This is a genomic window from Rhodoferax sp. GW821-FHT02C08 (assembly GCF_059421805.1).
Genome location: NZ_JBWKVR010000022.1, coordinates 11,845 through 26,848 on the forward strand (window position 1 = coordinate 11,845; position 15,004 = coordinate 26,848).

General features: G+C 59.1%; 7 protein-coding genes. 4 read left to right on the forward strand and 3 right to left on the reverse strand.

Going from position 1 to position 15,004, the window contains the following annotated elements:
* Positions 1-32 precede the first annotated feature (32 nt).
* Together AC07VY_RS21360 and AC07VY_RS21365 are read right to left on the reverse strand one after the other, a co-directional pair.
* Positions 33-659, reverse strand: coding sequence for a response regulator transcription factor (locus AC07VY_RS21360; RefSeq protein WP_495099254.1), 627 nt, complete (start codon positions 657-659; stop codon positions 33-35).
* A complete protein-coding gene (locus AC07VY_RS21365) occupies positions 656-3,211 on the reverse strand; it encodes a PAS domain S-box protein (RefSeq protein WP_495099253.1) in 2,556 nt (851 codons plus the stop codon). The genes AC07VY_RS21360 and AC07VY_RS21365 overlap by 4 nt, the downstream gene beginning before the upstream one ends.
* A 209-nt stretch (positions 3,212-3,420) precedes the next feature.
* Between AC07VY_RS21365 and aceE the strand changes: the two genes are divergently transcribed.
* Genes aceE through lpdA form a run of 4 tightly spaced genes read left to right on the forward strand, consistent with a single transcriptional unit; the run spans position 3,421 to position 10,312 of the window.
* Positions 3,421-6,126, forward strand: a complete 2,706-nt coding sequence (gene aceE / locus AC07VY_RS21370) for a pyruvate dehydrogenase (acetyl-transferring), homodimeric type (RefSeq protein WP_495099252.1) — start codon at positions 3,421-3,423, stop codon at positions 6,124-6,126.
* Positions 6,127-6,184: 58 nt separating this feature from the next.
* Positions 6,185-7,867, forward strand: coding sequence for a dihydrolipoyllysine-residue acetyltransferase (gene aceF / locus AC07VY_RS21375; protein ID WP_495099251.1), 1,683 nt, complete (start codon positions 6,185-6,187; stop codon positions 7,865-7,867).
* Positions 7,868-8,452 carry an MFS transporter gene (locus AC07VY_RS21380; RefSeq protein WP_495099250.1) on the forward strand — a complete coding sequence of 195 codons (585 nt, stop codon included), beginning with the start codon at positions 7,868-7,870 and terminating at the stop codon, positions 8,450-8,452.
* A 15-nt stretch (positions 8,453-8,467) separates the two neighbouring features.
* Positions 8,468-10,312: a dihydrolipoyl dehydrogenase gene (gene lpdA / locus AC07VY_RS21385; RefSeq protein WP_495099249.1), complete on the forward strand. Its 1,845-nt coding sequence runs from the start codon at positions 8,468-8,470 to the stop codon at positions 10,310-10,312.
* 107 nt (positions 10,313-10,419) lie between these two features.
* On the opposite strand, the gene AC07VY_RS21390 is transcribed toward lpdA, so the two are convergent.
* The gene (locus tag AC07VY_RS21390; RefSeq protein WP_495099248.1) at positions 10,420-14,997 is read right to left on the reverse strand and encodes an AAA family ATPase; all 4,578 of its coding nucleotides are present in this window, start codon (positions 14,995-14,997) and stop codon (positions 10,420-10,422) included.
* Positions 14,998-15,004 lie beyond the last annotated feature (7 nt).

Here is a 15,004-nt window from a genome sequence, read left to right on the forward strand (position 1 = left end):
GACGGGCGTGGGGTGCTATTTAATGTGTAGCGTCAGGTTTTCGGAGCAGCTTGTCCCAGGGCAATTTTCAGCAGGTCGGCCACGGTGTTGGCGTTGAGCTTTTCCATGATGTTGGCGCGGTGGGCCTCCACCGTCTTGATGCTGATACCCAGGTCGTCGGCGATCTGCTTGTTCAGCCGGCCGGCGACGATGCGCTCCAGCACCTGGGATTCGCGGGTGGTGAGCTTGGACAGCAGGGCGCCACGGCTGGCTGCTTGCTGGTAGTCCGTAAAGGTCTCTTTGGCGTGCTCCAGCATGCGCTCCACCAGGCCGACCAATTCGTCTTCCTTGAAGGGCTTCTGGATGAAGTCCATGGCGCCTTTTTTCATGGTGTCCACCGCCATGGGCACATCGCCGTGGCCGGTGATGAAGACGATGGGCAGGGGGGACTTGCGTTCGATTAGGCGGTCTTGCAGCTCCAGCCCGGTCATGCCGCCCATGCGGATGTCAACGATCAGGCAGGCGACTTCGCGGGCGTCAAAGCGGCTTAAAAAGGACTCTGCGGAATCAAAGCAGCGGACCCGGTAGTCCTTGCCTTCCAGCAGCCATTGCAGCGAATCACGGACGGCCTCATCGTCGTCCACGACGTACACAGTACCTTTTTTGGGGATCAAACTCATGCAGTCACTCCGGGGGTTGGGGCGGGATTTGTAGGTCCACTCTGGGTAACAGAAAGTTGCGCCAGCGGGATCCAGAATGAAAAACGGCACCCTGTGCCTTCGTTTCCATTGTAGAGGTTCTCGGCTTGCATCCTGCCCAGGTGGGACTCGATGATGCTGCGGCACAGGTTCAGGCCGATGCCCATGCCTTCGGCTTTGGTGGAGAAGAAGGCTTCGAACAGGCGTTCCTTGACCTCGGGGGCCAGGCCTTTGCCGGTGTCGGTGACCGAGAACTCTATGCCGGCCTTGTCGTTTTCCATTTTCGGCACCACGCGCAGCTCAATGTTGCGTTGGGCGGTCGGGCGTTGCGCCAGATCGATGGCCTCGGCCGCATTGCGCAGCAGATTCACCAGCACCTGTTCGATCAGGATCGGGTCCACCAGCAGCCGGGGCAGGCGTGCCGCCACGTAATGGCTGAGGCGCACATTGCGCCGGCGCAGCTCGATGCCCGCCAGTTCCACCGCCTCGGACACCATGTGTGCCACGTCCGACTGGGTGCGGTTGGGTTCGCTGCGTTTCACGAAGGACTGGATGCGGTGGATGATCTGGCCGGCGCGCTGGGCCTGGCGCGCGGTCTTGTCCAGGGCGGCCAGCAGGTCGTCTTGCGCAATGCCTGGCCCTTTGATGCGCGAGACCATGCCGTTGCAGTAGTTGCTAATGGCGGCCAGTGGCTGGTTCAGCTCATGCGCCACGCTGGAGGCCATCTCGCCCATGGTGATCAGGCGGCTGGAGGATTGCGCGCGCTCGGCCTGGGCGGCAGACTGCTCCTCGGCGCGGCGGCGTGGCGTGATGTCGGTGGCAATCACCATCTGTACCAGGCGGCCGTCCACCCAGCTGAGGTAGCGCGAGCGCACTTCCAGCCATTTGCCCAGGTCGGCCACGAAGATTTCCGCGCTCTCGGACTGGGTGTCGGTCAGGCTGTCGGTGGGCAGGCCGGCGAACGCATCCACGTCGTCTTCGTTCTCGTCCTGTGTGGGGGCGGCGGGTACGCCGGCCTGCGCGGCCAGCTTTTCGTGCCCCACGGTCTGCACGCCAAACCATAGCCGGTACAGCTTGTTGGCAAACAGCAGTTCGTTACTGTTGATAGGGGCTACCGAAACCGAAGCGTCCAGCGCCTCCAGCACCTTGGTGAAGCGTTCGTACGAGGCCGACAGCTGTTCACGGATGCGGTTGGGTTCGGTGATGTCGGTCATGGAAGTCATCCAGCCGGTTTGCTTGCCCACCGCGTCGATCAGCGGCGCCACATACATGCGGCCATCGAACACCGTGCCGTCCTTGCGTTTCACCCGTACCTGGAAGCCGCCGGGCGGCGTGCGGCCGTTCAGCTCATCCTCCAGCCGTGCGGCCAGGTATTCGCGGTCTTCCTCGGGCCAGTGCGCAAAGGGCGCGGTATGTCCCACCAGGGCGGATTCGCTCCATCCGGTCATGCGGCAAAACGCCAGGTTCACATAGGTGATGCGGCCCTGCATGTCCAGCGCGCGCATGCCGGTCAGCATGGAGTTCTCCATGGCGCGGCGGAAGTTGGTTTCCGACAGCAGGGCCTGCTGGGCCTGCAGTCGGCGGCGGGTGTGCTTCCAGTTACCGATCAACATCCAGGCGGTCAGCACGCTCAGGGCGCCGACCAGCCAGAACAGGCCGCTGCCGATCACCCCCTGCGAGGTGCGGTAGGCCTGGGCGCGCAGGATCAGGCCGTTGCCCACCGGAGAGACCGGTATTTCATACGGCTCTGCCTGGCTGGACCAAGGCAGCAGCCGGTGGCTGACCGAGCGTATCGGCAACGCATTGCCCGCCAGCACCTGGTTGTTGCCGTTCAGCAGGGCGACCGCGTACTTGGCCAGCACCTCGGCGGGTACGCCGTAGCGCAGCAGGCTGTCGTTGGAATATTCGGCCAGCAGCACGCCGGCAAAGCGGCCCCGGTCGGCCAGCGGAATATGCAGCTGCAGCAGGGGAATGGCATCGGCAGCGCCAGCGGGCTGCGCATACACCGGCTGTTGCAGATCGCGCGCCAGGCTGAAGGTGCTTTCGGTGTCGCCACCAGGGCGCAAAAAGGTGTCCACTGCGCGGGTTTGCGACGAGGGCAGGCTGGGCGAGGCGTAACTGGCTTTGACGCGGCGGCGCTCATCGATCCAGCTGACCGCCTGCAGGTCCGGGTGCTGGGCCACCAATGATTCCGCGCGGCTGATGAATTCCTCCACGTCCACCTCTTCATTGGAGATGTCGCGGCCGATGCGCATCAGCTGTTCCTGGCGCTCCAGCAGGCGCAGGCGGATTTGCTGCTGGGTGTATTCCACATCGCGTTTCACGGCCTCCTGCTCACGGTCAATTTCCTCCAGCCGCAAATACATAAAGGACGAGCCGATGGCGGCGAAGAACAGCAGCACCGCAATCAGCGGCGCCATCATGGCGAAGCGGTCTTGGCGGTGGGGCGATTGGCGGCTCCACCAGCGCCGCCACCATTTATGGGGCGCGATAGGCGAGGGTAAAAAAGAAGAGGAAGGGGGGCGCAAAGGCATGGTCGAAGTGTAGGGGACGCGTGGCCTACACCGGTTAGCAAGACAAAGACCATGGGGGCTTGTACTGAATTTAAAGCGCTTTTAATTCACATTATGAAATCAATATTCACATATTGAAAATGAAAAACTTTTGTGCAAAAATAGACAGGTCGCTCAAAAAAAATGCGTCAACCCCTCAAAATACCTCTTCCCAACATAGGAGACAAAGCATGTCAGCTGTACCTGAGAGCCTGTTTGGAGCCGCCACGACGGATGCGGACAGCCAGGAGACCCGCGAATGGATGGACGCCTTGTCCGCTGTGATTGAGAGTGAAGGTCCGGAGCGGGCGCACTTTTTGTTGGAGCAGCTGCTGGAACATGCACGTCAGAAAAGCATAGACATGCCTTTCTCCGGCAACACCGGCTATGTGAACACCATCGCCCCCGAGCATGAAGCCCGTTGCCCTGGCAACATCGAAATCGAAGAACGCCTGCGCGCCTACATGCGCTGGAACGCCATGGCCATGGTGGTCAAGGCCAATCGCCACCACCCGGTAGACGGCGGTGACCTGGGCGGCCACATCGGCTCCTTTGCCTCGCTGGCCCATATGTTTGGCGCCGGCTTCAACCATTTCTGGCATGCCGAGAGCGAAAACCACGGTGGCGACTGTCTGTACATCCAGGGCCATGTGTCGCCCGGTGTCTACGCCCGCGCCTACCTCGAAGGTCGCCTGACCGAAGACCAACTGCTGCATTTCCGCCAGGAAGTCGACGGCAAGGGCCTGTCCAGCTACCCGCATCCCAAGCTGATGCCCGAGTTCTGGCAGTTCCCCACGGTGTCCATGGGCCTGGGCCCGCTGATGGCCATCTACCAAGCCCGTTTCTTGAAATACCTGCACGCCCGTGGCATTGCCGACACCGCCAACCGCAAGGTCTGGGTGTTCTGCGGCGACGGCGAAATGGACGAAGTCGAATCCCTGGGCGCCATCGGCCTGGCCGCGCGTGAAAACCTGGACAACCTGATCTTCGTCGTCAACTGCAACCTGCAGCGCCTGGACGGCCCGGTGCGCGGCAACGGCAAGATCATCCAGGAACTCGAAGGTGAGTTCCGCGGTGCTGGCTGGAACGTCATCAAGCTGCTGTGGGGCAGCGAGTGGGACAGCCTGCTGGCCCGCGACAAGGACGGCGCGCTGAAAAAGCTGATGATGGACACGCTGGACGGCGACTACCAGGCCTTCAAGGCCAACGACGGTGCCTACGTGCGCAAGCATTTCTTCGGCCGCGATCCACGCACGCTGGAAATGGTCGCCCACATGAGCGACGACGAAATCTTCGCCCTGAAGCGTGGCGGCCATGACCCGAAAAAGGTCTACGCAGCCTACGACAAGGCCGTCAACCACACCGGCCAACCGACCGTGCTGCTGATCAAGACCGTCAAGGGCTTCGGCATGGGCAAGAGCGGTGAAGGCAAGAACAACGTCCACCAGACCAAGAAGCTGACCGACGAAGACATCAAAATCTTCCGTGACCGCTTCAACATTCCAATCCCAGACAGCCAGCTGCCAGAGATCCCGTTCTACAAGCCGGCCGACGACACCCCGGAAATGCAGTACCTGCACGAGCGCCGCAAAGCCCTGGGCGGCTATCTGCCACACCGCCGCACCAAGGCCGACGAGAGCTTTACCGTGCCCGCGCTGGAAACCTTCAAGTCGGTGATCGAAGCCACGCCAGAAGGCCGTGAAATTTCGACCACCCAGGCCTATGTGCGCTTCCTGACCACGCTGCTGCGTGACCAGGCCCTGGGCCCCCGCGTGGTGCCAATCCTGGTGGACGAAGCCCGTACCTTTGGTATGGAAGGTCTGTTCCGCCAGATCGGTATCTACAACCCCGCAGGCCAGCAGTACACCCCGGTCGATAAAGACCAGGTCATGTACTACAAGGAAGATAAGGCCGGCCAGATCTTGCAAGAAGGCATCAACGAAGCCGGCGGCATGGCCAGCTGGATCGCTGCGGCTACCAGCTACAGCACCAGCAACCGCATCATGGTGCCGTTCTATGTGTACTACTCGATGTTCGGCTTCCAGCGCATTGGCGATCTGGCCTGGGCAGCGGGCGATATGCAAGCCCGCGGCTTCCTGCTGGGCGGCACGTCGGGTCGTACCACGCTGAACGGCGAAGGCCTGCAGCACGAAGACGGCCACAGCCACATCATGGCTGGCACGATTCCGAACTGCATCAGCTACGACCCCACGTTTGCGCATGAAGTCGCAGTCATCCTGCACCATGGCCTGAAGCGCATGGTCGAGAAGCAGGACAACGTCTACTACTACCTGACCCTGTTGAACGAAAACTACGCCATGCCTGGCCTCACCGCCGGCACCGAAGAGCAGATCATCAAGGGCATGTACCTGTGCAAGCCCGCTACCGACGGCAAGGGCGTGGTCCAGCTGCTGGGTTCGGGCACCATCCTGCGCGAGTCGATCGCTGCGCAAGAGCTGCTGGAAAAAGAGTGGGGCGTGTCCGCCAACGTCTGGAGCTGCCCAAGCTTCAACGAGCTGACCCGCGACGGCCAGGACGCAGAACGCTTCAACCTGCTGCACCCGCTGGAAACTCCTCGCGTCAGCTTCGTTGGCCAGCAGCTGGCAGGCCAAACCGGCCCGGTCATTGCGTCCACCGACTACATGAAGGCCTACGCCGAGCAGATCCGTCCGTTCATCCCCAAGGGCCGTACCTACAAGGTGCTGGGCACCGACGGCTTTGGCCGCAGCGACTTCCGCAGCAAGCTGCGCGAGCACTTTGAAGTGAACCGCCACTACATCGTGGTGGCCACGCTAAAGGCGCTGAGCGAAGACGGCACGGTGCCGGCTGCCAAGGTGGCAGAGGCGATCGCCAAGTACGGCATCCAGGCCGACAAGATCAACCCGCTCTACGCTTAAACACTCACCTCGCAGGACCGGTCACCCCGGTCCTGTCCGCATCTTTGGAGACACAAACATGGCATTGATTGAAATTCATGTCCCTGATATCGGGGACTTTGACGAGGTGACGGTGATCGAGCTGATGGTCAAGCCCGGCGACACCGTGAAGGCCGACCAGTCGCTGATCACGGTAGAGAGCGACAAGGCCTCAATGGAAATCCCGTCCAGCGCAGCTGGCGTGGTGAAAGAATTGAAAGTCGCCCTGGGCGACAAGGTCAAGCAAGGCTCGCTGGTGGTGATGCTGGAAGTCGCCGGTGGCGCCGCCGCCGCACCTGCAGCTGAAGCACCAAAAGCGGCTGCAGCGCAGGCAGCACCTGCGCCAGCAGCTACAACTCCTGTAGCAGCACCGGCTGCCGCACCCGCGGCCTCCGGCCCGATCCAGATCTTCGTACCCGACATTGGCGACTTCAAGGACGTGACCGTCATCGAAGTCATGGTCAAGGTTGGCGACACCATCAAGCAAGAGCAATCGCTGATCACCGTAGAGTCCGACAAGGCCTCGATGGAAATCCCGTCCAGCGCTGCCGGCGTGCTCAAAGAGCTGAAGGTCAAGCTGGGCGACACCGTCAACATCGGCGACCTGCTGGCTGTGCTGGAAGGCGTGGCAGCTGCTGCGCCCGCTGCAGCTGCACCGGTAGCTGCCGCTGTTGCCGCCGCACCAGCGCCAGCCGCCGCTCCCGTGGCTGCTGCAGCTGCGGCTCCTGTGGTGGCTGCCGCTGCCGCACCTGCTGCGCACAACCCCACCGTGGCGCCCACTGGCGGCCTGCCGCACGCGTCGCCATCGGTGCGCAAGTTCGCCCGCGAACTCGGCGTGCCGCTGGACGAAGTCAAGGGTACGGGCCGCAAGGGCCGCATCACCGATGCCGACGTGCAAAGCTTCACCAAGTCTGTCATGGCGGGCACGGCCCAAACCAAGGCCCAGGCCGCAGCAGCACCCAAGGCTGCCGCTGGCGGCGGTGGCGAGGCCCTGGGCCTGCTGCCCTGGCCCAAGGTGGACTTCGCCAAGTTCGGCCCGGTCGAGCGCAAGGACATGTCGCGCATCAAGAAGATCAGCGGCGCCAACCTGCACCGCAATTGGGTCTTGATTCCGCACGTCACCAACCACGACGACTGCGACATCACCGAACTCGAAGCCTTCCGCGTCAGCATGAACAAGGAAAACGAGAAGGCCGGCATCAAGCTGACCATGCTCGCCTTCATGATCAAGGCCAGCGTGGCAGCCCTGAAGAAGTTCCCCGAGTTCAACAGCTCGCTGGACGGTGATCAACTGGTGATGAAGCAGTACTTCAACATCGGCTTCGCGGCAGACACGCCGAATGGACTGGTGGTGCCCGTGATCAAGGATGCCGACAAGAAGGGTGTGATCCAGATTTCGCAAGAAATGGGCGACCTGGCCAAGAAGGCGCGGGACGGTAAGCTAGGCCCGGCCGACATGAGCGGTGCCTGCTTCACCATCTCCAGCCTGGGCGGCATTGGTGGGCGTTACTTCACCCCCATCATCAATGCCCCCGAAGTCGCCATCATGGGCGTGTGCAAGAGCCAGATCGAACCCAAGTGGGACGGCAAGGCCTTTGTACCCAAGCTGATGCTGCCGCTGTCGCTGAGCTGGGACCACCGCGTGATCGACGGTGCTGCCGCAGCCCGCTTCAACGCGTACTTCGGCCAGGTGCTGACCGACTTCCGCCGAGTGCTGCTGTAAATGACCACCGTCGTCGTGGTCAAGAAAGCCGGCCAGGTAGCTATCGCTGCCGACACGCTGGTGACCTTCGGCGACACCCGCCTGGGCCAACGCTTTGAAGACAACAGCAAGATCTTCCGAGTCGAGACCCCGGCGGGGGTGAGTTTCATCGGCATGGCTGGTACCGTGGCGCATTTCCCCGCGCTGCGCATGGCCATGGCCGCGCTGCCGCAAGACCAGCTGCTGCTGCACAGCAAGGACGAGGTGTTCACCACCTTCACCAAGCTGCACCCGGTACTCAAAGAGGGCTTCTTCCTGCAGACCAAGGAAGAAGACAACGACCCCTACGAGTCCAGCCAGTTCAGCGTGCTGGTGGCCAACAACTCTGGCATCTACGGGCTGTACAGCTACCGCGAAGTCTTCGAGTTCAAGGAATTCTGGTGCATAGGCTCGGGCCGCAGCTTCGCGCTGGGTGCGCTGCATGCCAGCTGGGGCAGCTCCAAATCCGCGCGCGACCTGGCGGCGCTGGGCGTGCAAGCGGCTTGTGAATTCGACAAAAACTCGGGCGGTCCGGTCGACGTGTACACGCTCAAACTGAAAAAATAAGTGGAGATCTCAACAATGGCATCCCTAGAAATCAAAGTCCCAGACATCGGCGATTTCGACGAAGTCACCGTCATCGAACTGATGGTCAAGGTGGGCGACACCGTCAAGGCCGACCAGTCCCTGATCACCGTGGAGAGCGACAAGGCCTCCATGGAAATCCCGTCCAGCCACGGCGGCGTGGTCACCGCGCTGAAAGTCGCGCTGGGCGACAAGGTCAAGCAAGGTTCGGTCGTGCTGGAACTGGAAGTCGCTGGTGCAGCTGCCGCCCCGGCATCTGAGCCAAAACCGGCCCCAGCGCAGGCAGCGCCTGCGCCAGCAGCTGCAGTTTCTGTAGCATCCACGCCTGCACCCACGGCAGCCAGCTTCGGCGGCACTGCCGACCTGGAGTGTGACGTGGTGGTTCTCGGCGGCGGCCCCGGCGGTTATTCCGCCGCCTTCCGTGCAGCCGATCTGGGCCTGAAGGTCATCCTGGTCGAGCGCTACGCCACCCTGGGCGGCGTCTGCCTGAACGTGGGTTGCATCCCCTCCAAGGCACTGCTACACGTCGCAGCCGTGATGGACGAGGTAAGCCACATGGCCGCCCTGGGCGTGGACTTTGGTGCCCCCACGGTGGACATCAACAAGCTGCGCACCCACAAGGAAAAGGTCATCGGCAAGCTGACCGGCGGCCTGGCCGCCATGGCCAAGATGCGCAAGGTCACCATCGTGCGCGGCCTGGGCCAGTTCGTCGGCGCCAACCATCTGCAAGTGGCCGAAACCACCGGTGCCGAAGGCCAGGAACAAACCGGCAAGAGCCAGACCATCGCTTTCAAGAAGGCCATCATCGCCGCCGGCTCCCAAGCCGTGCGTCTGCCCTTCATGCCGAACGACCCGCGCGTGGTGGACAGCACCGGCGCCCTGGCGCTCAAGGAAGTGCCTAAGCGCATGCTGATCCTGGGCGGCGGCATCATCGGTTTAGAGATGGGCACGGTCTACAGCACACTGGGCGCCCGCCTGGACGTGGTGGAAATGCTCGACGGCCTGATGCAGGGCGCTGACCGCGACCTGGTCAAGATCTGGCAAAAGATGAACGCGCCGCGCTTCGACAACATCATGCTGAAGACCAAGACCGTCTCTGCACGCGCCTTGCCCGAAGGCATTGAAGTGACGTTTGCCTCGGCGGAAGAAGGCGGCACCGCGCCCGCACCCCAGGTCTACGACCTGGTGCTGCAAGCCGTGGGACGCACGCCCAACGGCAAGAAGCTCGCCGCCGAAAAGGCCGGCGTGGCTGTGACCGACCGCGGCTTCATCAACGTCGACATCCAGATGCGCACCAACGTGCCGCACATTTTCGCCATCGGCGACATCGTCGGCCAGCCCATGCTGGCCCACAAGGCGGTGCACGAGGCGCATGTGGCGGCCGAAGTGATCGCCGGTGAACTGCAAGGCAATGCCGAGCTGGCCGCCGCCGCCTTCAACGCCCGCGTGATCCCCAGCGTGGCCTACACCGACCCCGAAGTGGCCTGGGTTGGCCTCACTGAAGACCAGGCCAAGGCCCAAGGCATCAAGGTTAAGAAGGGCCTGTTCCCCTGGAACGCCTCCGGCCGCGCCATCGCCAATGGCCGCGACGAAGGCGTCACCAAGCTGCTGTTCGATGACTCCCCCGAAGCCCACGGCCACGGCAAGATCCTCGGCGGCGGCATGGTCGGCACCCACGCCGGCGACATGATCGGCGAAATCGCCCTGGCGATCGAAATGGGCGCAGACGCAGTGGACATCGGCAAGACCATCCACCCGCATCCCACGCTGGGCGAAAGCATCGGCATGGCGGCGGAGATTGCCCACGGCAGCTGCACGGATGTGCCACCTGTACGCAAGTAAGTTGCTAGCCTGAGATTGCTACTGATTCAGTAGCTGGCCGCGCAGATTCCGCAAGGGCTGCGCGGTTTTTTATTTGAAGATTTCCTTGATATCTGTCTTATATGTGATTAAGGCCTCTCGACTGCCTTAAGCCACTCGTCCATACCATTGACACCTAAAGTTAGCAGCGCATCCTGCACCACTACAACGCGCAGCAACATGGCACCATTGTCGGATTCTTCCTGCTCTTCAGCTTGTGAGAAAAGCCGGGTCAATAGTTGCGTAAGGTTTTTCTCATGGTCGTACAGGTTGAGTTTTATTCGCCGAACAAATTCAAGGTAAATCTCGGTGGCGTCCAGAGCACCGATCGGGTCGCGAAGTGAGGTAGTGTTTAACCATGCATCGAAACCATAGATGTCGCTTTGAGCGGACTCAATATCAGTTTCAAGAATGCTCAGGCAACGCCGGAGCAACGTAAGTGGAATAGAAACCAGGGGTGTGGTTTCTCGAAAAAGGTTACGGAATTTTCGTGCAACTACAACGGCATGCAGGTTGTCAGCATTCAACCCATCTTTAAGACCGGCGAAGCATTGTTCTTTGTACTGCTGGACATTGCCGAGATGCGTCCAAACGCTCGCTGCCCCCCGCCATGCGTCGGCGGATTGCGCTGCCTTAAGTTCTGCAAGAAAAACAGGAAATTCCAATTGTTTCGTAAGTACTGCCAATGCAGAAATACGCCCCCAAGTCTCAAAATCCTTGCCCTTGCCTTCGCGGTAAAGCCATGAAAGCCATGGGCGAACGATTTCAAAATTCTGGTGGTAAGCGTGATAGAGGCAAGGTTCCGCCATGGCCCAAAGTCCGGGCGTACGTTCTTGCATAACAAGGCCAAACATTTCCCAGCCCATTTTCGAGTGATGACTTTGTAGATAGGGCATGCGCCGAAGTAGCAGCGCGCGAATGGCCGGATGCTTGTCGGTTGCAAACAGGCTGATTGAGGCGGGCAGCAGTTCAGGCCACGGAATGTTGTTCTTTTCGAGATGATTGGCCACTATCATCAAGGCTTCCGCCGCGTTACCCCGTGCCATATTGATACCCGTGGTGAGCAAATCAACCGACTCGCCTGAGATAGAGCTCTCCTCATCTAGTGTTGAGAAGTCTGTAGCTAAGGACACTAACCGAGCGGCATCCCGAGTCTGTGCAACAACGTGGGCGCAGCTATTTATTGCTTTGGATGCAGTACGGTTATGGTGCCAGTGACTTGCGTGCTTTTCCAATTCACTGAGAATTTCCTTTGCTAGTGCTGCCGCATCGGGTTCTTCCTTGGGAATCCAGGCCCTATCGACTTGCAGGTGGCCGTAGCGATGCGCTAGGTAGGTAGCAATGCCGTCCATGATGTCATTGCGAAAGCGATCCGAAATTGAATTCCAATTCGTGAACAAAAGAATCGCGAAGCGGCGTGGCTGACGGGATGCTGCCCCACTCAGCTGTGAGCCTACTTCACTCTCTCCGCCCAACAAAAAATCATCAAAAGAGTTTCGGGCATATTCGCTGTAATGAGCGAGCAGTTGCAGCACGGCTGCATCACTTACGTTAAGAAAAACCTCGAAGGAAAATGGCGCGCGAACCATACCACCCTGCGTTCCAATACTAGGATTGCGGACTAGCGGCCACGTTACATTTTCACATTCATCCAATACCGCTTGTGCATCGAACGAGCGCAGATGGCATGGAATGGTCATAAGCAGTTGTGCTTTTTGTTGCTGCATCCACGAGCGATGCTGTGAGTCTGTCGTGTTCTCCTGATGGAGGTTCAACACGATTTCCTGTATTGAATTTTGCACAGTTGCATCAAGGCGGAAAAATTCAGTTTTCATTAAAGTGCCGAGCTCATACGACAAGTCAGATTCGAGCAAAGCCTTATCGCACAGCATTTGGCCAATTGCATCAAGGTTGTTTGTCGGTGCTGTTCTACATGCCTGGATTGCGAAATAGCGAAGTGCACCTTCGGAGCTGAGGCAGAGGCGTTCGCGGTTGCCATTCCACCAATCAGATTGAATTTTTGCGTGATGCACAATCGATGCTTCAATGGCATTCATGAGGATGCGTTCGCTATCCACATGTTGAATGTCTGTTTGGCTGTGATCGTCGTTGTAGGAGGTTTCGCGCAGGAACCCCACCCAATAACCTATAGGTGATTCACCATACGGCGAACGCTTGATTTGGCTCCATTTTTCGATTGTTGCCACGGCTAAATCTAGTAATGCCGTGGACTGCTGCATTCGGTCTACAAGAAATGTGTCGTTGCTACTACCGAATTCATGGGCCTGACAACGCAATTTGTTGTCGAAACGATAGGCGAGAACATCTTCACTACTCACATCACCAGCTATGTAACTCCATAACACACTATCGTCTAGATTGCCAGCTTTCATGACGTGAGCAAGCGCATGCCCGATGGAACTATGCTTCTGCCGTGGCAGCTTGAGTAGTTCGACAAGTAAAGATGTGAGTAAGGCTGAGTGGGATGTATGAAATTGTGTAATGGAATGGGCCATTGAGCGGGCAAACTGGGTTTTGTCTATGCCATCCATTGCCAGTACTTCAGTCCAGAATGTTAGAACCCCTTGTGCGTCGTCATTTTTCCATTGAGAAACACGGTATACATGCATCGTCAACCCGTCCACGTCCCGTGTATCTCGTAATGCGGGAAGAAGATGTTTGAGCCAGAAGTAATGCCACTCGACACGAACCGCCTGGTTGTAGATCACCTGGAATACGTCACGATGCGTGCTTCGGAGGTCACGGACTAGAGGCCAGTCATCATCTCGTGGAGTTTGTTCCGCAAAGCATTCCGCCACCAGTCGTCGAATATGAAATGCGTGCTTGTGGGTAAGCACGGTGCGCAGTTGGCTGCGGAATTTTTTTCTGTCTCCGGTGGCCAGTTGGGCCACAAAGCTCCGGATGCTGGGGCGCACAAAAGGCACGGGCGGCAAGTCCAGAATGAATGTATGCAATGTCTTACCCTGCCGTAAGGCATCACTGATGACCAGTACATCAAGCAAGGTTTGATGCCCAAACGTCAGTTTTCCATCTTGGGTTTGCTGTAGCACGTTGTGACTGAGCAGTGAGCGTCGCACTACATCGGAAACAGCCAACCGTTGCGGTGGTACTGACAGGCTGCGCAGCCTCAGCATTTCTATTGCGATGCCTTCGATTGCTTGCAAGGCGGCATCGCCCAGTGCGTTATTGGCTTGAACAATGGTGTCCAGGTATTTTTGGGCCAAGGCCTGGCTGGTCACCACGTTGAAGCTACCGCCTTGACATGCCAGTTCTACATACAAGGCCAACTCACGCGGATTTTGAATGAGTTGCCGGGTGACGTCATCCATGCTGGACGTGTCGATGCCTTGTCTGGCGAGCAGAGGTGCAATATCTATCGCCCATTCCAATGGTTGGCATTTGAATTCGTTGCTCCACTTTCTTTGGGAAATCCGTCTGTCGTATTGGCGGTCAAAGTCGCGGCAGGCCGTTATGACCGTGACATTGGGCAGTCTTAGCAGGCGATCCATCTGAGCAAGAAAATAGTCCAGCACCTTGTGTTCGCGGGCGATGGAAAGGACATCCAGCGAGTCGATGACCACCACCACGTGAGCTGTTTCGGCGATACGGGCCACACGCTCTACCCAGTCTGGTGGTAGCCCTTGTGCCTGGCGGTCTTGTGCGGTATCCAAATCCGCAAACTCGCGGGACTGGATGAAGATGGGAAGCCGATCTGAGCGGGATAGGGTTTGCTTTTCCAGCGCCTCTTGCAGGGCCAACATCACGCATGTTTTACCTGAGCCAGGCTGGCCTGTGAGCAGAATGGAGGAGGGCTTGGTGTCAATGGCAGTCAGGATCTCGGCCACGAGCGGAGTTGAAATGGTTTCGCCAGCGATGTCTCTGCGCCAATTTCTACCAACAGCAGACGTGCTTTCGAACATAGAGCGAACTTCCACCAAATTCATGGGGGGAACCAGCAGAGAGCCAGCTGCATCAAGAATGGATTGAAGATCAGCTTTTGTCAGCCTGTGTTGAATGGCCACATTTTGGCCGTTCTCACTGTCGGCACGCATGCCGAGACGGTCAAGGCGCGTCCAGAGGGCATTGAAAGCGGCATCCGGATTGCTTGCCAACCGACGCAGGCGTTCATGCAGCAATGTTTCCATTCGATCAAGCCCTGGCGTGGGTTCGAACGTGGTGCGGCGTAGAAAGTCGTAAGTTGAAAGTGTTGGTGCGCAATGCGCAAGTTGGGTTTTCAGTTTTGCATCTGTCGTCCCGGTCGCTTTGCCCAAGTTGGCCCGGTAGCTGGGCTCGTCGGGATAGTTGGTGCTGTACTCCTGCAAAGTCGCCAATTCCCCGAAGAGACTGCGGGAATAGAAGCGTACGGATGTCTTCGGGTCATTGGCAAGCAACAGGCCGGTTTTTTGAAACTCTTCAGCCAGATCGGCTACTGACCATGCCTGATTCAACGTTTGGTTCTTCTTGCATTGGCAGCAAATTTTTGAGCCATCTGTTTTGCCGATGACCACGTCATCAACTGGCAGCGTCGCGGCATCAACCTCAAGCCATTCATAAGTTGGATCATTGAGAACGGTGAGTGCCCATTCGAAGGCAACCAGCGTCTGATAGCCATCGCCACGATTAGATTGAATGCCTGCTTTGCTCATTGAGGGC